The organism is Anaerovorax sp. IOR16, from assembly GCF_017168145.1.
In the GTDB taxonomy this organism is placed as follows: Bacteria; Bacillota; Clostridia; order Peptostreptococcales; family Anaerovoracaceae; genus IOR16.
The window spans coordinates 1,098,359-1,117,183 of sequence record NZ_JADQTL010000009.1 but is presented as its reverse complement, the minus strand read 5'-3'; the positions used below and the strand labels follow the sequence as shown (position 1 = coordinate 1,117,183).

The window sequence follows — 18,825 nt, the reverse complement described above, 5'->3', positions numbered from 1 at the left end:
GGGATTATTTATAGACCTTAGGACTGTATCACCTAAATACAGCTTTTATTTCACCATAGTCCATCCTTACGTTTTTTCTACTTTCGTACCATTCCCGTTTTAACTTTCGTTATCCGTTTTGGTGTAAGGCTTTACCCATTACCTGCAATTAACCCGAAGTACACACCAATTACTTGGTATGCAAGGCTCTCTGTTAATTCGGTTCTATCTAAAACTTATAAATATTGTTAAGTTTTATAACTATTTATAAGTTATTTTTAACAGTTTAGTTACCTTCAGCATATGTAAGAGGAATACTTTCACGTATTAATTGTTTTAAATTAATTTGTTTATTAAAAATATTTACTGTATTTTTAACATCATCAAGTTTTTTTGATTTATTTCTTTGTGTGCTATAATCGCCATATGAAAGTCTATAATTTGTATTTACATTACTTTCGATACTCTCATATGTTTTTCCTATAATATCATCTGTTATAATATATCTTCTGATAAGATTATTTGCCGTCTGCACTTTAGATACATCCGAATGGATTCCATTTGCTAATTCATCAATAAATTCAATAGTTAACGTATCATTTGATGCTTTATCTTTAAGATATGCTGAATATTGACGTTTTGTAGAATCATAATCTTTTAATGCAGATAATAAAATATCATTTTCGTATTTAGATATTTCATCTTCATATGATGTTTCAATAACAGTAGCGTTATCTTCGTCATTTATAACTGTAATAATAAAATCTTCTTTATTCTCTGTCATCTATTCACCACCTTTCTTTTAAAAATCTACAGATGAAACACAAGAGGGCAGGGAAGAGAGGTCTGCTTCGTTATTTGTTTTATTAATTATTTGCCCACGTCTAATTTCATGTAACCTATGAGCTAACATAATAGCCACATAAAATCTATCATCGTGCATTTTATTTTCTTTCTCTTTAGATAAAGCGTAAGATACCGATGTGCCTTCGGGGTTTTTAAATCGATGAATTGATGTGATTTCATTTTTCATTAAATCAATTTGAGTTAAGCTTAACATCTCATCATCACTCAAATCATACGTTTCAAATTCTTCTTCATCAATATTATTATCTTCTTTTTTTATTATCTTAATAAAATCTTGCCCTTTAAATTCATATGGGAGTTTAATAACTCCTAAGTTCATTAATTCAATAAACTCTTCTACCATTTGAGTTCTATATTTTCTAGGACTTATTAAACGAAGTTTATCTATTGCATTAGGATATATATCAGAGTAACCAGCATATATATCATGATTAGCATCAATCAAACCTCTATGGGTGCGACCTGTTTTATCATTCCAATCATTTAGTAATCCATCTGCATATGTACTTGTTCCACCACCACCTGCCCCTTGGTCAATCATTAAGGAATCAAGATATTCATAATCAGGGTGGTTGCCATTATAATTCAATATAATTTGTCTAATTTCATCCAATTGTCTATTAGAGTCTAATTTATATTTCTTTTTACTTGCAATATCTATAAAGTTAACATAATTAACAATATCTCCACACCAACCTAATTCATCATCTTGATATAAATTCATCGCTCCTAAAATAGAATTATCCATTGTTCTAGCAGGGTCAAATGCTAATGCAATTTTATTATTTGGTTTCCAATATAATTGCGGTAAATAAAACGATTCGTTTCTGCGAATAACATGCCATTTAATAATTTGTGAAACTCCACCATCTCTTGTAGGTTGATTATAATATTCCCTTAAAGCTTTTTCTTTATTTGCTTTCATAGCTGAGTCGACTTTTGACTGAGTAAGAAGTGGAACATAAGGCTTCCCATCCATAAATGTTTTTATTGCTGTATCGCAAATCATATCACATACAAAATAGTTTCTATCTCCAGCCAACATTCTTTTTGCATAATTCTTATAGTGTTTATAAAACATTTTATCCATCTCGTCTTGAGATGAAGCATATATTAATTGAGTTGGAACTTTTCTTGTTTCTGTCTCTGGATTATAACTTTCATCAGTAGATGTTGTAAAATCAGTATTTTGTGTTGCAAATGCTTCGCAAGCAGAAATTAATTCATCTGAACTAAATGCTGCTTCATCAAAAAAAACTAAAGTTGAACGTTTACTTCTATTATTATCAGGCTTTCCATTTAATGTAAAAATTTCACTTCCATTGTAAAATTCAACAGTATAACTTTCAGGAGCATGGCTAAATCCAGTTTTATTATTTGGGGACTTTTTAGTTTCTTTTCTTACAATATCTTTTAAAGATTTAATGGATGCAGCGGTTTTCCCGATATTTAAAACAATTTCTTCAATTTTACCAAATGTTTCTTTTGATTGAGAACCTACACTAGATACAATATAAATAGCCTGATTCTCATAAAGAATTGCTTTCAATATCATAAATATTGCACCAATAAATGATTTTCCAAAGTTACGTGAGCAACACCAAACACAATGAGGAGTATTCCAAGATGATTGTAATATATAACGTTGTGCGTCGATTAACTTAATTCCAAGCAAATCTTCAGAAGCAATACAAGGATTCCTTCTATAATAAGCTATTGATTCTGCATCTAATTCGCAAATTCTTCTTTTAAATTCAGTCATAAGAACTTTTTTTCTAATTTTATTCATTTTTATCACCGTCTTTATTTGATTTCAAATCTGCGTTTTCTATTAATAATAATCTATTCTTTTCCAACACTTCATCTAATTCAGATTGTAATTTTTGAATTGTTTCTCTTTGTATATCAAAAATCTCTTGTTTATCATTTTCGTCAAACATTCCATTTTGTTTTATAGCTTTATTTGACATTGATATAGCCCATAAAGTACCTTCAGATTTTAATTGGTCGTAATAATTTGCTTCAGCTTTTTTAAAATCTTTCTCTCTCAAATCTCTCATAAGATAGGTAAGTGTAGACTTGCCAATGTCTTTATTTGAACGATTTTTCACAGATATTTCATTTTCTTTTGCAATTTTATCATTACTATCAACACAATTTTTCTTTAAAATACCAAGCATTTTTATATCATTTGCATCTCTAATTGGATTTAATGAAGATATTAATAAATCGTATTGACGAATTTGATTGTTATTATTTACAATTTGAATAATTTGAGAAAGTTTAAATGTATCCTCCGAAATATCATCATCAAAATATTTAACAAGTTCACCAAATAAAAAACGACGGTCATTACTTGAATAACCATCGAAAGGGTCATAGCCGATTATGTTAATTGCATCATTCTTATTTTTTATTTTATCAGCAGTCCATTTTACTTCTTTTTCTTCTCGTATATCGTCATCTGTTTTATATAACTCTTCATTAAGAATTGTTTGTTGAAATGATTGAAATTGATATTGCTTATTGTTTAATTGTCTCTTATATACACCTATAGAAAATATATTATTATTTTTAACAATACTATCATATAAACTATGATAAAACGGGATGTCCATCATATAACATAAAATAATACAAGCAGTTTCGGTTCCGTATTTATTTGATATATTACTAAAAATTTCATTAACACATTTAATACATAAAGGAACATATCTATCATTTTTTAAAAACAATTCAGACCATTCAGACCTATAAAATTTTTTTACTGGATTTTGATGTTCAGCACCACAACGTAAACATTTATATGTATGGCTATCGTCAAATGTATCTGTAGCTTCTGCAATTCTTGGTTTTCTGGCTATAGCCATCACATCCTTTCAATATCAAATTATTGTTTTATTTTATTTATTATAATTATCCCATCCAAAGGAAAAACAGATAGGTGTGCCTTATGATAGTTTTATTAAACATTAGTTTAATCTGTGTTTTACCGAACACTCCTAATTTGTGTACCACTTTTGCTTGGCGACCTAGTGGTGTTTTAATACATTCTCAGATATTCTATCTAAGACTTCTTTGTTTTGGATTCTCACCGTATTCAATATACTATCAGTAACCCAATAGTAATACATCTAATTAAAAAATGATTTTTCGCAGTTTACTCTGTAATGGGAATGAGTTTTAGGTCTTCATCCCGACCATATACGTTAATTGTTAATTTCTATCATTGGCTAACATAACCAACCCACCGCTATAGAATATCAATTCTCTCGCCCCGATTGATAGCACATTGTACGAGTAAGGTTGTCTCCGTTATTATTTAAAGTCGTATGACCTCACGACACATCAATTCGAGCAATTAATGGTTAGTTCTCTACTATGCAATGTATAGTTTTTCAATGCTACTCTATTTCGCATAATTTAATTATAATTTTATTATTATATCTCAAACTTATCTTTATTTGCTTGTAATTGAGTAGTATCAGTCTTAATGTAAAACTTAGTAGTAACATCTGTACTCTTATGATTCAGCAATTTTGACACTTCTTCTAATTCCATACCTTTATTTTTAAGCAAAGTAGCACCACTGTGTCTCCAATCATGACAATGAAGGGTAGGGACATCAATCATATTTCCAATTACCTTACACCATTGGTTTAATGTTCCTGTAGTGGTAACATCAGTTTTTTTATCATATGTAGTTACAAATACATATCCATTATCATCAATATCGTTTTCTTTACGATATTTTTGTAGTTTTAACAATATATCTTTCACTTCTTTTGAGAAAAATAAATCTACAATATATCCTTCTTTTTCCAAAACATCTTTAACAACACGATTTTCAAAATCTATTTGTTCCCATCTTGTATTACTTACAGCAGTAACCCTTGCCATTGTTGACAAAGAGAATAGGGCGTAACATTGAAGTTGTAAAGCATGGTGAAACCTTCCATCAGTACAATTTTTAATATGCTCTATTAATTTTTCTTTCATTAATTCAACTTGTTCGGGGGTTAAAAATGTCTGTGTAATAATATCGGTATCTTTCTTTGGTCTTTCTATAAATTCCATCGGATTTTCTTTAATAATTTTCTTTCTTCGTAAAAATTTATAAAATGCTGCAATAGATGACATTCTACGTTTCATTCTTCTTGAATTATTACCTTGGGTTTTACAAAAATATAAAAATTCAGTAATATCATCTTCGTCTAAATCTGTAATACATTGATTTCCTTGTTTATCATAAATATATATCCACCAATGCTGCAAATCGTTTTCATATCCATCAACTGTTCTTTGACTTAACTCACGAATTGACATGTCAATTTTATACTTATTCCATAATTTTAATGTTTCTGAATTAATTTTTTCTAATTTTTCCTTATTATAAAATCTAATTTTAGGACTTATTTCAGCCATTAAAGCACCATCCTTTCTATATTTATTACTGGTGGATATAGAGAATTTCGAAATCTCGACCCTACGATTAAAAGTCGTATGCTCTACCCCTGAGCTATATATCCATATCAAAAGAGGGGAGGCATATAGCCACCCCTCAAACAAAAGGAAGAATTTTACTTATACTCTTTCTTTAAAAGCTTTCGATGCTCTAAACTTTGGAGCAAAACCATCTTCTTTTGACCACTTAACCCCATTTGTTTCACCAGTTCTAGCCTTAGTTTCTCTTGCTTCAAAGACACCAAATCCAGACAATGATACTTTTTCATGTGCCTCAACTGTTTCCATAATAGTGTCTAAAACTGTATCTACATATGTAGCAGCATCCTTCTTTGCAATATTCATTTTTTCTGCAACTGCACTCGTTAATTCAACTTTATTCATAATAATTTCTCCTTGTTTTCCTTAAAATAATTTTAAAATAACAAAAGACACAATTAACATTGTATCTTTTAAAACTTTTATAAATAGGGTAGGGAAGAGGTCAGTTTAATTTAATATTATATGTACATTCTCTACCTTCGTTTTTTGTAAAAAACATTAATGTTTGTCCAGCATTTGAATATAATCTATGATTATTAGCATACTCATCAGTTCCACACAAACTTCGTACTAAAATATTTTCAATATCAAATGATTCAAATTCTTCTAAATGATGCTTATCACCTGAAATCGTATAGTCAATGGTTTCACCGTATAACTTAGTAAAAATTGTATTAACTGTGATTCCTAAATCTTTTATTTTATCCAAATCACCGTGACAACAAACAACATTATATCCACAAACATTAAGCTTAATGAATTCTTTGAATTCCGAATCAATAATTTCAACATCATTTCTATGGTTTAATCTAGGTTTCAGCCACCAAGATATGAGTTTTTCCATATTATCAGAATGGATACTGTCTTTTTTATTTTGTATTGTTCTAAGATGATTTCCATATGTAGAATATACAAATGTTTTATTTACATCATCAGCTAATTCATTGACACTTTCCGCAATAATTTCAGCTACATTCATTATTTGGTCGCAAGTATCTTCTTCAGAAGCAACACGACAACCAGTATGAATAGACCCGTGAGCAGCGTCTCCTAAAAGAATAATATGTAAATTCTTTGGTTTGTGAAAATCTATATACTTTTTTGTTTTAACTACTAATTCCTCAACTCGTTTTCTACAGATAGCAGTATCATATTCATTCCATATATTATTTGTAACCATACCATAATGCCAATCTGAAAATACTAAAACAGCCTCTTTATCCTCATATTCTGTGTTGCTCTTATTGAATTTCAACGGGATAAAATCATTTAATTCTTTCGCACAATTTATTAGGTGTTTTGTAAGATAATCCGCTCTTGCATCAGATGTAAGTAGTTTATTATATTCACGCCTTTGGTCAAAGAATTGACGTTTAACTTTAGTTAATTCATCTTTTTGTATTCGTACTTGTTTTAAATATTCGTCGCCTTGCATCATAGAAGCAAAGACATTATCATAAAATCTTTTTGCATATGCCACTGGTTTGCGATAGGAAGATTCATCATAATATTTATCTTCTTCACGCCATTGCTGATTTACAAAATTTACAATTTCTTTCCAATTCTGATATTTTCCACTGTCTATGTACCCTTGAACACGCCACAGGTATCGTTCTTCATTTTCACCATCTAATCTTTTTAATTCGTTTGGAATATTTATAATTACACCGCCTTACGCAATTTCTTCAGACTGAGCCAAACTAATCTTTACTTCCAATCCGTTAAAATCCTTAATTAAATCAGCTAAATTCATAGGCTTATCAATATCCTGTACTTCAATGAAGATTCCATTATTCTCTTTAATATCAATAGTCCCTAAAATATCAATTCCCATTTTCTTTTTAATTTTTGCAGCCATAATTTTCTCTCCTTAAAATCTTTAATTCTTTAAAATAATTTATTATTGTTATTCTATAATCACAAATGACACACTGTGCCTTTTACAGTAGAAATAACTCTTGTAGTTTTATTTAATTTTGTATATTCTTCTTCAAGAATTTCTTTAAATTGAAGTTTCCCTTTTTCTTCTCCATGTACTAAATACACCTTATTAGTTTTAATGTCTTTTAGATAATCTAACAATTCTTTATGCTGAATATGTGAAGAGTAACTATTTAAGATAGTTATTCCACATTTATTTTTATAGGATTTTCCATCAATTGAAATATTCTTTTGTCCACTTTTAATTTTTCCAGCAATGCTATTAGGTGGGGCATAGCCGCATATAATTACTGCATCTTTAGTGTGTTTTATATACTCAGACAAATAATTAATAGACCGACCTTTTGTAAGAAACCCTGAACTACTTAAAATAATTTTTGGAGTAGGGTCACTCACACATAATTGACTTTCTCTATAATCTTTGATAAATTTTACATTCTTCCAATTACACGCCTTTTCAAATAAATCTAAATTATCTTTATCTAAAACTTCTTTGTAAATTTTTGTAATTCCCCAAATTAAAGGGCTATCTAAAATTACAGGTATTTTAAAATTTGGGTTATCACCATATAATAAATACAAATCAGTCAAAATTTGTTGTGACCTAGATAAACTAAACACTGGAATCAGAATTCTTCCTTCTCGAACATTACAAACTTGTTCTACTGTAGTTTTAATCTTCTCTAAATCTTTATTTCTATCAGTTTTTATATTCTTATCAATACTTCCATATGTGCATTCGCTAATCACAACGCTTGCATTTTTACATTTTTCTAAATTATCTACATAGTGATTTTTTAAATTTATTCTACCTAAATCACTTGTATATAAAATTTTATCAATATGTCCTGATTCGTTCTTTATAAATAATTCAAGCTGACAAGCACCGATGATATGGGAATTATGTAGAAACTTAAAACTAATATTATCATCCAACTGATGTATATCGTCACACACATAGCTTTCAGTTAACTCTAACATTCTGTAAATATCATTCTCGGTATAATAAGGATAGATTTCTTTACCACGTTTTCTTGATAAATACTCTGCATCACGCCTTACAATGTTAGCTGAATCTAAACCCATAGGTTTCATTAAAGCTTTTGTAATTGGTGTACAAATTATCTTCCCATTAAATCCATCATGTATTAATTTAGGAACTCTACCAAAATGGTCAATATGAACATGATTAATAAATACATAGTCAATATTTTTTGGTTTGAAAGGGAAGGATTTTGCGTTTGATTTGTAATCTTCTATTTGACTATTTGTTTGAATCATTCCACATTCTAATAATATATTTTTATCAATAGTTTCAATCAAAATCATACTACCTGTAACTGCTTCACTGTTATTCCCTAAAAAGGTTATTTTGGTTTTATTTTTTCGTTTGCTCATATAATTACCTAAATCCAATCTGTGACTTTTGTTTTAATTTACATCAATCCAATCTTTTATTTAAAAATAGGGTATTGCAATTTAATTTTAGTGTGGTATGGTATAATTGGGAAATTATACTAATATTTAATATTTTTAAATAATAAAATACCCATGATTAATTTCATAGGTATTTTTAGGTTTATAAAATAATGTATATATCTCCATATACAAGGAATTAGCAGAAGCCTAAACACATTGCAATTACTTGGTTTGAGAGGTGTTAAAAAATTTTTGCCTTGCAATTACTATAATTTTAACTCATTTAACGTAATTTTCTGATACTTATTTCCAAAGATATTATAATCATAATTATCTTTAATCTTCATTAAAATTTCATCTAATTGTATATTATTGTTTTTAAAGCATTTTAACACTTTTATTTTTTTTGAACTAAATAATAAATTCAATGTTAACATTCCATAAGGTTTAAATCCCAAAATATCATTTTCTTTTTTATTTAAAGCTTGGTTTAAAATAGACAAAATTGTAGCTTCACTAGGATTAAGCTTATTTAATTTGGCAATAGCTTCTTGTTTAGTCTTTTTTTCAACCGTTATTTTTGCCTTATCATTTAAAATACAATCTTTTAATTTTAATCCGTTTATTTTTTTTCCACACTGTTCAATAATTTTAAAAATCGCCACAGCACTATTAATCTGATAAATTCCTTCTAATTCTTTACTTTTAACTAGCAATTCTCCAAAATTCTTATTCTTTTCACCCTTTAATCTTTTCCCACCCTCAAACACTAAAGCCTTTTGTAATATATCTAATGGAGTATTAAATTCTTCAAATACTCTATATTCATTAAAATCTGAAATCATACTAAAAAATTTTGGAACAATCATTTTCCTTGCCATTTGACCATATTTATCTTTTTCTTCTATGTATTTTAAATATGGAATTTTTCTAATATTACTTAATTCTTTCCCCATATTTACATTATCAAATACTTTTTTACTTTTATCAATCTCAATCTGACTCAAACTTGATAATTTACTACTTGCGGCATATAAAGTTTCAATAATATCTTTTGAAGTATTATTATAAATCGCATCATTTAAATAAGAATTAATAATCTGTGAAAGATTAATAATCTTACCAATATAATTATCGCTTAAAATTACATCTAACTTTTGAAGTTCTGCCATATTATACTTTCTCAATTTAGAACTCCCACAAACATCATTGATAGGAGTAGGGAAGTGAGCTTCACAATATTTGGCTGCTCTACATAATATAGGATGTGGCATTACTAAATTTGTATCACTATCTGTATCTTCGCCTTGTAATCTATCGGGCATATCATTATCATGAAAATTAACTGCCATTATATTATCGGTAAAATTAAACCAACTATATTCTTCATGATTTATATTCTGAGCAAACATAACATTTCCGGCATTAATATGGGGGTTTCGTGATACACAAAATTCTTGATTGTCGTTGTAATACGGACAATAGACCTCTCTGTCTTTCATTATAGACCGACCATTATAATCTCCAATTGTGGCTAATAACATTTCATACGGGTTTGAAATTATAGTAACATATTTAGTATCTTTTAAACGTATCTTACCCTTTTTTAAATATTTAATATAATTAGATATTAAATTACTTTTCATCTTTTTGAATTTTTTGGTATATTGAATATCAGAATTAACAAGTAATAATGCATTCAGCAAATCAACATTTTCATATAATTCAATATTCTCATCTTCTAATGCTTGTTCTATTTTCAAAGCATATTCAACATCAGAACATAAATAATTTCTAAAAACAGCATTGTCATTTTTTAATAACATCACATATTCACGTTCTTCTTTTGTAATTTCCATTAAGTCATCGTATGTTAAAGTTGGTATGCTGTTTAGTAATTGATAAGTAGTCCTATTATATGTTCCATAATTACCTTCTTTGTCACACTTAACTACTCCAAATATATCGTCTATATTGTTCAGCCAATATTCATAACATATTTTTTCGTAATGTTTCTTTTCTTCTGAATTCAATTTATTATATTTTTCTTTATCTTGCGATTCAGTAAATTTATATGCAAATTTTAAGAATTTCAAAGAATTTGGAGTGATTATTAGTTTAATTTTAGAGGAATCATATATATTCCCAAACATATCTGTTAGTTTATCTATATTATTTTCTCTAAACCATTTTTGAAGTTTAGTATTAAAAGCACAATCTTTAAACATATCGCTTCTGAGCAACATAAATCCTTTGTCTTGTTTTTTGTATTCTATAAATACAGATTCATCCAATAGCCCTTGACCGTCTGTTAAACAATTTATTAATTTAATTCTCTCATTTTGAGTTACTATTTTACCATCTATTTCTCTTGTTACGCTTGCTAAATTTTCAAATTCTTTACCGTAAATATCATCAATCAATAATATTTCAGTTTTGGGGTCTAGTTTAATAGTAAATTCAATTCCAGAAGATACTAAAGATTCATATGCCAATAAAGAAGTTAGGTCTAACAATTCATTTTTATTAAATTTTAATCCTAATCTACTTCTTAATAATAATTTATATTTTAATTCTTCTTGGATATATAGTGCGTATCCATTTTTAGCTTTTCCAGCTCCACGTTTATAAAAAACGTATTTGATACCATCCATCATAAATCCATTTTCATATAAATATTTCCTAATTTTCTTTTTAGTAGCAACAATTTTTCTTTTTCCTTTTTTTAATTCTCCCTGTCTATTTTTATATTCACAATTTTCATCCCATACAGTATAGTGTTTATCAAAAGTCAGATTGATTACCTTTCTTGTATACTGTTTTCCATTTATCGCATAAAACGTGTCAGAGAAATAATTGTCCATTCTTATAGTTTCTAAACTGTAGGGTATCGTAGCTGAGAACAATTTTGCTAAATCTCGTTTTTTATATGTTAATTTCTTTTCTTCAATAATGTCTTTATAAATATAACAAGCTTCTAAATTCATTATATAAGTATTTTCTAATTTCAATTACTACCTCCGTTAATCTAATAAATCTGGATTGCACTTGCACATATCTTCCCAAATACAATTTGGAAGTTCGTCATTCTCGAAATCACTATCAATTTCATCATCTTCACAGTTATTCAATCTATATTCCATAATTTCAGTATCCTTTCTTTTGTATATCAAATTCCTATTTCATGTAAACATACGCCCATCCGTAACAAAGTAGGGTAGGGCGATATAACTAATATCCAATTTCTTCTAAAACAATGTATTGATTTTCTTGTACTCCAACAGAATATTCTCCTGTTTCTCTATATGTATCAATTGCATTAATAAAAACCCCGTAGTCAATTGCGTCTATTCCACCAGATTTATAACACTTCCCAACTGCCCAATCTCCAAGAATAGGTGAGGGGAGTGTTATAAAAATTAACTCGCCTTCTTTGGCTTCTCGATTTGCAATATTGAAAACTTTCATTTTTTTATTTATAATACAAATCAGACGATTATCTTTATCAATAATGACATTTCCTATATTAACCTCTGATTGTTTTAAATCCATCTCTTGCCATATCGAGAATTTCAATAATTCTTCTTGCATCAATACATCCGACTCCCTAAAAATCTTTTTCAATAACTCATAATTTTCTTCAGTAAATTGTAAATTCATTTTATTCCTCCACAATAATGATTTTAATTTAATAATATTATTTATTATTATTCATTGTTATGTAATAAACACCATCACAAACAGATAGTGAGACATCTTGCTCAAATTTAAGTATTTCAGTGACCTGAGATATTTTATATAAGTATGCAGTTCCACCAGAACGAATGATTTTCAAAGAATCATTAATAATAGAAACGTAATATCTATACAGCTCTGTTACGCCGTCATTTGTAATATGGGTAGAATGATGAGAATATCCTATTTTTAAAAACTTCTCTTCTGTAGGTTTATTGCATCGTAATAAATATTGCAATAATATATTAGATTTATCCTTATCATCTGGAACAGGAGATATGTATTCGCATTTAAACTTAGGGCAAGTGTCATTATACTGACAATGCTTACAGTTTTTATATGATAATTTATTTTTATTATTATCTTTTGTTTTGTTTTTAATTTTCTCCACCATCTTTATTTAATTCCTTTCTGCTATTTATCATTTTCTTTCACTCCTTTTTATTGTTTGTATATTATCTTCTTTCCACTATTTAGTAAACTAACACCCCATTCAAGTTCTTGCTCCCATCCGTCATACTTATCAACAAATAGAGTAATGCCAGTGTGCCAATTACCTTTAACATCTTTATATCTTTTCATTTTCTTTGAAACTATAATATTTAATTTTTCTAAAATAACGATTCCACTAGAAACAGTTTTTTTATTTATCTCTAAATCTTCAGCAATATCTTTGATTTGTTTGAAAAAGAATTCTGGTTTTCTATTTGGATATGCTTCTTGGTTATCCGCTCTTCGTAATTTATTCATTCTAATATATGTAAGAATATATAATAATTTATCTGGCATTACATTACGTTCATTTTTATCAAGAGTAATATAATCTTTATAGTTTAAAATTTTGTCTACTTCAGATAATAGAATTTGGCAAAACGAATCTGGAGCATCAAAATAATCTTTATTTGGATATAATCGTACATAATAATTTTGTGATAGTTTGTTATAATTATTGTCTATTTCAATCAAACCATTATCTTGAAAGTAAGAGAGGGTAGTGTTTATTCTATTAATAATATTTGTTTTAATTTTTATATTAGAATAGCCAACATTATAAATAATATCATCTAAACAACAACCAATAGTATCATCTAAACTTACTTTTCTATATAAATATATAAATATCGGTATTCTCAACAAATCAGTCTCAAGCCTTTCTAAAATAAATCTTGGTATTTGTATATAATTACCTTCAAATTTCACTTCTTTTCTATTCACCTCCTATACTAAGAGACATTGGGTATTTTTAAAACGTTGAAATTTAGCCATTTTGTATTTTAGTGAAGTCCATTTTTGCGAGACATCACCTCTATATTGATTGTTGAAATTTAGCCATTTTTAAAAAAGGCGAAGTCTCATCAAGAACAATAGAATAATCTATATAACAATAGAATAATTATACGAGCACCTAACGGCACTCGCTGGCGTGGCGTTGCCACTTGGGTGTTGTTGTCTTGTTTCGTGTCTGTGTTTTGTTTTATATGGGGTCTTGTACATATTAGTTTTCCCTTCCTGTTTTGTTTCATTTTGTAATATGTTTCTTGTCATATTATTAGTTCTTGTTGTTGTTGATATTTTTCTTGTAATATTTGTGTTGTTTTGTTTATTATTATACACTATTATTTTTGTTTGTCTAGTATTAATTTTAAAAAAATATTTATTATTATCTTTTGTGGTGTTTTATGTTGTGTGTTTTGGTATGGTAGAGTACATACATTTCTTTATATAGATTTACTTATTATTTGACATGTTTTGATACTTATTTCATGCAATAATAGCTTTTAGGTGTAATGTATCCATTATTATATTTTCGTTCATTTTAGCTCTCTGTAGATGTGTTTTTTACTATACTTTCATAAAGTTGTTGATATTTCAATGTTTATATTGTCTTATTGCATCTAGTCCAAGATTTAGATTTAGATATGCTGCCTTAATTTCATCTTCTGTAAATCCTGCATAGTGCAACGTTGTTGTTTGATTACTGTGACCGAATATTTTTTGCAAGAACTCTATTTGACGTTCATTATGATTTGTATTGTTTTCTTGTAATAATATATGATATGCAAATGTCTTTCTGTAGCTGTGTGTTGAAAATCTACCTTTAATTCTAAGATATTCCGTTGCCTGTTTTAGTATAGGATTCATTGCTCTTATCGTAATTGGTGCTTGCACTGTTTTATATTTTATTTCTTCATTATCTACATATTCAATTTGTCTTGTTTTAATATTGTTTGTTCCTTCAGCAACGAATAAATAATCATCTAATGACTTATATACGCCATTCTCAGCCATTTGTGTTAGATAGATTGTTACTATTTCTTTGACAGCATCATTGATATATATATGACGTAAATTATTTGTTTTCTTTTCATTTGGTTGGAATTCTTTTCTGAATCCTTTGTTATTATCTATTAAATCCTTGAATCTAATTTCACTTAAATCTGAATATCTTAAACCAAAATTAATACCTACAACAAATAACATAGCATTGCGGTATTGATTGTTTGACAAGAAATATTTAATGATTGCATTAATGTCCTCTAATGATTTAATAGGGTGAGCATCTTGTTCTTTTTTAGTTGTCTTTTCTTCTATTGGATTAATAGAATCCATAATAGGTAACGGCTCTTGTGTGGGATTTAATAAGTGATTTATATCAATAATATTAGATTGTTGTTTGTTATCAGTGGGGTGCAGCTCTGTTTGTAATACTGTATTCATATTCATTAACCTCCTTTGAATCGTTGAAATTTCAATGTTTAACTATACTTATATTATATCATATTGACGCAATAAGTCAATAAATATAATGAAATTAATTATTGTTATTTTTTGTTGTGTTTTGATGGTGCTTCGGTGGAGTAAGTTTAATGTAAGTGAAAAATATGGAATATATAATGGTATTTTTGATTTAGATGTTTTTGGGTAAATTTTGATTGATTTTCATTAAAAATGAGTTGATTTTGATTGAAATATAGTACGTTCGGGAGAAATGTGGATTTTACTTGGTTTATTGGGTGTGCTGGTGTAATTGGGATTTTGTGGGATATATGGATTATAGTTGGATATTCTGGGGTGTATTGTGGATTTGGGTTATGGATAGGTGGATTATGTAATTTTGTGGTGAAATGGGTGTAATCGTTGGAATTGATGGGTTTTGCCGAAAGCAGTACCGAAGTGGTGTGGTGGATTTTACGGGCTTTTTTCGGAATTGAAATTTAATTGTGTGAGTGGTGTGGAACTACTCATGGCTTTCCCGATGCGTGAAAAGTTGTAAAAAATGTAAATATGCCCCCGTTTTTCAACTTCCACTTTTGGGAGAACTGGAAGTTGGATTACTTAATTGTATACAATAATAAAAACTGTATACAATTTATGCCTTATAATTTCATCGGTGAAAAAGTTAAAATTGTATACAATAATTTTTTCAATTCTTCCATAATAGTAACTAACCACACCAATACCAACCAATTACATAAAAAGTGTAAATTTACACTATAAACCAAACCATTACAAATACAATCCAAACCCAACACTCACCAATCACACAAACAATGTAATTTTACACTATAACGCATAATTACACATAAAAACGTATAACAATACAAACTACATACACTCACAAACCCACAATTTCCAACGTTTCTAAGCCTTCCATAAAATAGAAGCTCTATTCTTTGATTTAAGCGACTTTTTACCATAGTAACGATATATAATACCTTAAAACCATGAATTATTATACATTTATTCATAAATAAAACATTGATATTCCAACACTTATAAATAATATACAGTATAAACATACAATAATATGTATAAATAGTACACAATGAATAACAGTGCATAACAATAAATAATAAATCTCACCCAATACACCTCGATTTCTACCCAACAAATTACAGTATAAATACATCTAAACAATAGATAATAATAATTAAAATAACACTTGTAATATCTCACCAATGATATATACTATTATATAGGTAGTATTTACCTACTACCCACTAACTAAACCATTATTTAATCAGTGGACGCAACCCACGTAAAAAAGCAGAGAGGGAAGAACCATGAAAAAATTGAATGAAAAGCAAGTTACCATTATCGCCCAAGCAAGTGCTAAAATCACATATAAGGCACTCAAAACGATGGAAAGCAGAGGAAACTCTAAAGCAAGTGAGATATTAAACACGTTCCGACATACATTGCTTGACGACTTGAAACAAGAAGTAACACTCACAATATTGGAAAACTTGAAAGAAATCAAAATAGACAGCAGAGCAAACAACCTTGTTTTTCTTACCGACGATGTGAAGAAAACAGTATTTCAGACAGTACAAAATACAATGTATCAAATGGAGCAAAAACACTATAAGCATTTATGGGTAACAAACCGCAATGCCTTAAATAGTAAAGGTGAAGAAATGAGTGAAGAAGAAGCAACCGAGAACGTCATGTACACCAAAGCTGTCAGAGAGTACCATAAGAGCCTAGAGGACGTGGAAATCCAAGAATTAATAAGCGAACTATTAGAAATCCTTACCGATAAACAAGCCGAAACACTCCAGTTACTATTGCAAGGTTGCACCATTGCAGAAATAGCACGTATTTTATGCATCTCTCATAATACTGCAAAGGATAGAGTTTTATATATTCGTAAAAAGTTATCTAAAATCATGTAATAACAAAACATGAAAACACCTCAAACCGTTGGAATTTAAACAATTCTGACGGTTTTTTATTTTCTAAAAATATTTTTAAAATGACACCTCAATAAATGCACTTTAAATTACAGTGTATATGTAAGCGAGAGAGACACGCACAAATAACGTGTAAAAAAATCTCACATACACACCTCAATAATATACTGGTCAAATACAGTATATATAAGAGAACATGCTATAACTCATAACTGATACAGTGGGTAGTAACCATACAGGACGGATAGGAAAGACATGAAGTCAATCACAATAGCAGTTTATACATTCCAAGTGGTTGATGAGGTATGATGGTAAGCATGGTATGAAAGCCAGTCCAAACGGACAAGTGACGAACCACTAAGTCTATTGCCACTTGCTTGGTAAGAAAACAAATGAAGCAAGGCTCTACGAGCAAAGTATGATAGTTATAATAATTGAACGCTGTCTGACAGGTAGTGAATGTCAGAGGGAAGCAGGAAATCCCAAACTCGGCTTGAGGAATCTGTAAGCTGTGAACAGTAAAGTCGGTTCAATACAAATTTATAAGGCTGTTACAAGCATTCAATAACCGTATATTAGTTAGTCCTGTATTCCGTGAAACGATGCAGGTTTAGTCATTGCGACACTAACACTATACAACTTTTGAACTGTAAAGGGCGGTAGGTTTGTAAAGAAAAGGTTTTTAATATAAACCGCTAGTTTTATACTGGCGGTTGCTTAATGCAACTTACAATTTGTAAACGGTCACAAGTCCGTAAAATGCAGAGTGAGCAAATAGTTATTTTAAGGCACATAATTCCATGTGTCTTTTATTATTTTAATTAGTCCCAAAAGGACGGAAAGAGGTTTATTATGACTGCTAAAGCAAAGAGAAATGATTCTTACAACATTAATTACATGAGAAAGGCATTTGTCTTGGCTCGTGAAAAGGGAAACAAAGGTCTGATTTCAAAGAAGATGATTTCTGAACTTGAAATTGACGAGGTTTGGTTCAAAGTGTATCTTTCCAACATTGAAAAGCTTTACAAGGCTACTTGTAATTACATCACCGTTAAGCATAATCCATTAACTTTGGAAAATGAGAAGCTTGTTGCCCGTGAACCGCTCTACCCATTGTGGAAGGAATTGCTTTCCAGTGGTGAGAAGGATAAGACTTCAAAAGATATGCGTTGCAGCGAGACTGATATTGACAGTATTGTCGGTTATTCTGAAATGTTCATGGATGATTCTGTAAATATTGATGATGATAAAGATTTCGTGGCATTCAAGGAAATTGCTCACACGAAATTGAGCCGATTCCGTAAAGATATTGAGACTTTGCTTGGTATCAAAATTTGTAATGCGGAAGTTATGGACGATTCCCAAAGGGATTTCTTGACTTCTCAGAGAAAAATTATTAGTGGCAGAAAAAAGGCAGAGTCTAAGATTGAGTCCGTTAAGGTGCAAATTGCTACGTTAAAAACCTTGAATCAATCAGATGATGTCTTAGCGAAAATTGCAGAGTTTGAAAAGATTATTGAATCTTGTAATGAGACGATTAAACTTTCTAACCAATCACTTAAAGAGTTGATTGAGAAGCATGAAAAGGCTTTGACTGAACAAAATACCAAACAGGAACAAAAGGTGGCATAAGTCACCTTTTTAGGTTATAATTGAGTTGATTTTAACCTAATATTTGGGAGGA

The 18,825-nt window shown here is 29.1% G+C and carries 15 protein-coding genes and 1 tRNA gene; 2 read left to right on the top strand and 14 right to left on the bottom strand.

Annotated elements, in window-relative coordinates:
* Positions 1 to 265: 265 nt before the first annotated feature.
* The 14 genes from I2490_RS09395 to I2490_RS09330 all read right to left on the bottom strand — a co-directional run bounded on the left by I2490_RS09395 (position 266) and on the right by I2490_RS09330 (position 15,165).
* Complete coding sequence (locus I2490_RS09395; protein WP_206459437.1) at positions 266 to 763, bottom strand: hypothetical protein; 498 nt, start codon at positions 761 to 763, stop codon at positions 266 to 268.
* 18 nt (positions 764 to 781) lie between these two features.
* Positions 782 to 2,635 (bottom strand): hypothetical protein, encoded by a 1,854-nt coding sequence (locus I2490_RS09390; protein WP_206459436.1) that lies wholly within the window; start codon positions 2,633 to 2,635, stop codon positions 782 to 784.
* Complete coding sequence (locus I2490_RS09385) at positions 2,628 to 3,716, bottom strand: hypothetical protein (RefSeq protein WP_209010596.1); 1,089 nt, start codon at positions 3,714 to 3,716, stop codon at positions 2,628 to 2,630. The genes I2490_RS09390 and I2490_RS09385 overlap by 8 nt, the downstream gene beginning before the upstream one ends.
* Before the next feature lie 571 nt (positions 3,717 to 4,287).
* Positions 4,288 to 5,271: a tyrosine-type recombinase/integrase gene (locus I2490_RS09380; RefSeq protein WP_206459435.1), complete on the bottom strand. Its 984-nt coding sequence runs from the start codon at positions 5,269 to 5,271 to the stop codon at positions 4,288 to 4,290.
* Positions 5,272 to 5,300: 29 nt separating this feature from the next.
* Positions 5,301 to 5,375, bottom strand: a tRNA-Lys gene (locus I2490_RS09375).
* Between the two features lie 55 nt (positions 5,376 to 5,430).
* On the bottom strand, positions 5,431 to 5,694 hold the full coding sequence (locus tag I2490_RS09370; protein WP_206459434.1) for an HU family DNA-binding protein: 264 nt from the start codon (positions 5,692 to 5,694) through the stop codon (positions 5,431 to 5,433).
* A gap of 100 nt (positions 5,695 to 5,794) precedes the next feature.
* Positions 5,795 to 6,832: a metallophosphoesterase gene (locus tag I2490_RS09365; RefSeq protein WP_206459433.1), complete on the bottom strand. Its 1,038-nt coding sequence runs from the start codon at positions 6,830 to 6,832 to the stop codon at positions 5,795 to 5,797.
* Positions 6,833 to 7,024: 192 nt separating this feature from the next.
* Entirely contained in the window at positions 7,025 to 7,210 is a 186-nt protein-coding gene (locus I2490_RS09360) for a hypothetical protein (RefSeq protein WP_206459432.1), read from the bottom strand.
* A 59-nt stretch (positions 7,211 to 7,269) separates the two neighbouring features.
* Complete coding sequence (locus tag I2490_RS09355) at positions 7,270 to 8,691, bottom strand: MBL fold metallo-hydrolase (RefSeq protein ID WP_206459431.1); 1,422 nt, start codon at positions 8,689 to 8,691, stop codon at positions 7,270 to 7,272.
* 287 nt (positions 8,692 to 8,978) lie between these two features.
* Entirely contained in the window at positions 8,979 to 11,723 is a 2,745-nt protein-coding gene (locus I2490_RS09350) for an RNA dependent RNA polymerase (protein ID WP_206459430.1), read from the bottom strand.
* Between the two features lie 220 nt (positions 11,724 to 11,943).
* Positions 11,944 to 12,372 carry a hypothetical protein gene (locus I2490_RS09345; RefSeq protein ID WP_206459429.1) on the bottom strand — a complete coding sequence of 143 codons (429 nt, stop codon included), beginning with the start codon at positions 12,370 to 12,372 and terminating at the stop codon, positions 11,944 to 11,946.
* Between the two features lie 37 nt (positions 12,373 to 12,409).
* On the bottom strand, positions 12,410 to 12,841 hold the full coding sequence (locus tag I2490_RS09340; protein WP_206459428.1) for a hypothetical protein: 432 nt from the start codon (positions 12,839 to 12,841) through the stop codon (positions 12,410 to 12,412).
* Positions 12,842 to 12,888: 47 nt separating this feature from the next.
* Complete coding sequence (locus tag I2490_RS09335) at positions 12,889 to 13,647, bottom strand: hypothetical protein (RefSeq protein ID WP_206459427.1); 759 nt, start codon at positions 13,645 to 13,647, stop codon at positions 12,889 to 12,891.
* A 669-nt stretch (positions 13,648 to 14,316) separates the two neighbouring features.
* A complete protein-coding gene (locus tag I2490_RS09330) occupies positions 14,317 to 15,165 on the bottom strand; it encodes a tyrosine-type recombinase/integrase (protein WP_206459426.1) in 849 nt (282 codons plus the stop codon).
* A gap of 1,346 nt (positions 15,166 to 16,511) precedes the next feature.
* Between I2490_RS09330 and I2490_RS09325 the strand changes: the two genes are divergently transcribed.
* Together I2490_RS09325 and I2490_RS09320 are read left to right on the top strand one after the other, a co-directional pair.
* Positions 16,512 to 17,123, top strand: a complete 612-nt coding sequence (locus tag I2490_RS09325) for a helix-turn-helix transcriptional regulator (RefSeq protein WP_206459425.1) — start codon at positions 16,512 to 16,514, stop codon at positions 17,121 to 17,123.
* An 870-nt stretch (positions 17,124 to 17,993) separates the two neighbouring features.
* A complete protein-coding gene (locus tag I2490_RS09320) occupies positions 17,994 to 18,773 on the top strand; it encodes a hypothetical protein (protein WP_206459424.1) in 780 nt (259 codons plus the stop codon).
* The last annotated feature ends 52 nt before the right edge of the window (positions 18,774 to 18,825 follow it).

Coding starts and splice junctions, on each gene's coding strand:
- I2490_RS09395 (WP_206459437.1), bottom strand. CDS start 763: ATGACAGAGAATAAAGAAGATTTTATTATTACAGTTATAAATGACGAA.
- I2490_RS09390 (WP_206459436.1), bottom strand. CDS start 2,635: ATGAATAAAATTAGAAAAAAAGTTCTTATGACTGAATTTAAAAGAAGA.
- I2490_RS09385 (WP_209010596.1), bottom strand. CDS start 3,716: ATGGCTATAGCCAGAAAACCAAGAATTGCAGAAGCTACAGATACATTT.
- I2490_RS09380 (WP_206459435.1), bottom strand. CDS start 5,271: ATGGCTGAAATAAGTCCTAAAATTAGATTTTATAATAAGGAAAAATTA.
- I2490_RS09370 (WP_206459434.1), bottom strand. CDS start 5,694: ATGAATAAAGTTGAATTAACGAGTGCAGTTGCAGAAAAAATGAATATT.
- I2490_RS09360 (WP_206459432.1), bottom strand. CDS start 7,210: ATGGCTGCAAAAATTAAAAAGAAAATGGGAATTGATATTTTAGGGACT.
- I2490_RS09355 (WP_206459431.1), bottom strand. CDS start 8,691: ATGAGCAAACGAAAAAATAAAACCAAAATAACCTTTTTAGGGAATAAC.
- I2490_RS09345 (WP_206459429.1), bottom strand. CDS start 12,372: ATGAATTTACAATTTACTGAAGAAAATTATGAGTTATTGAAAAAGATT.
- I2490_RS09340 (WP_206459428.1), bottom strand. CDS start 12,841: ATGGTGGAGAAAATTAAAAACAAAACAAAAGATAATAATAAAAATAAA.
- I2490_RS09330 (WP_206459426.1), bottom strand. CDS start 15,165: ATGAATACAGTATTACAAACAGAGCTGCACCCCACTGATAACAAACAA.
- I2490_RS09325 (WP_206459425.1), top strand. CDS start 16,512: ATGAAAAAATTGAATGAAAAGCAAGTTACCATTATCGCCCAAGCAAGT.
- I2490_RS09320 (WP_206459424.1), top strand. CDS start 17,994: ATGACTGCTAAAGCAAAGAGAAATGATTCTTACAACATTAATTACATG.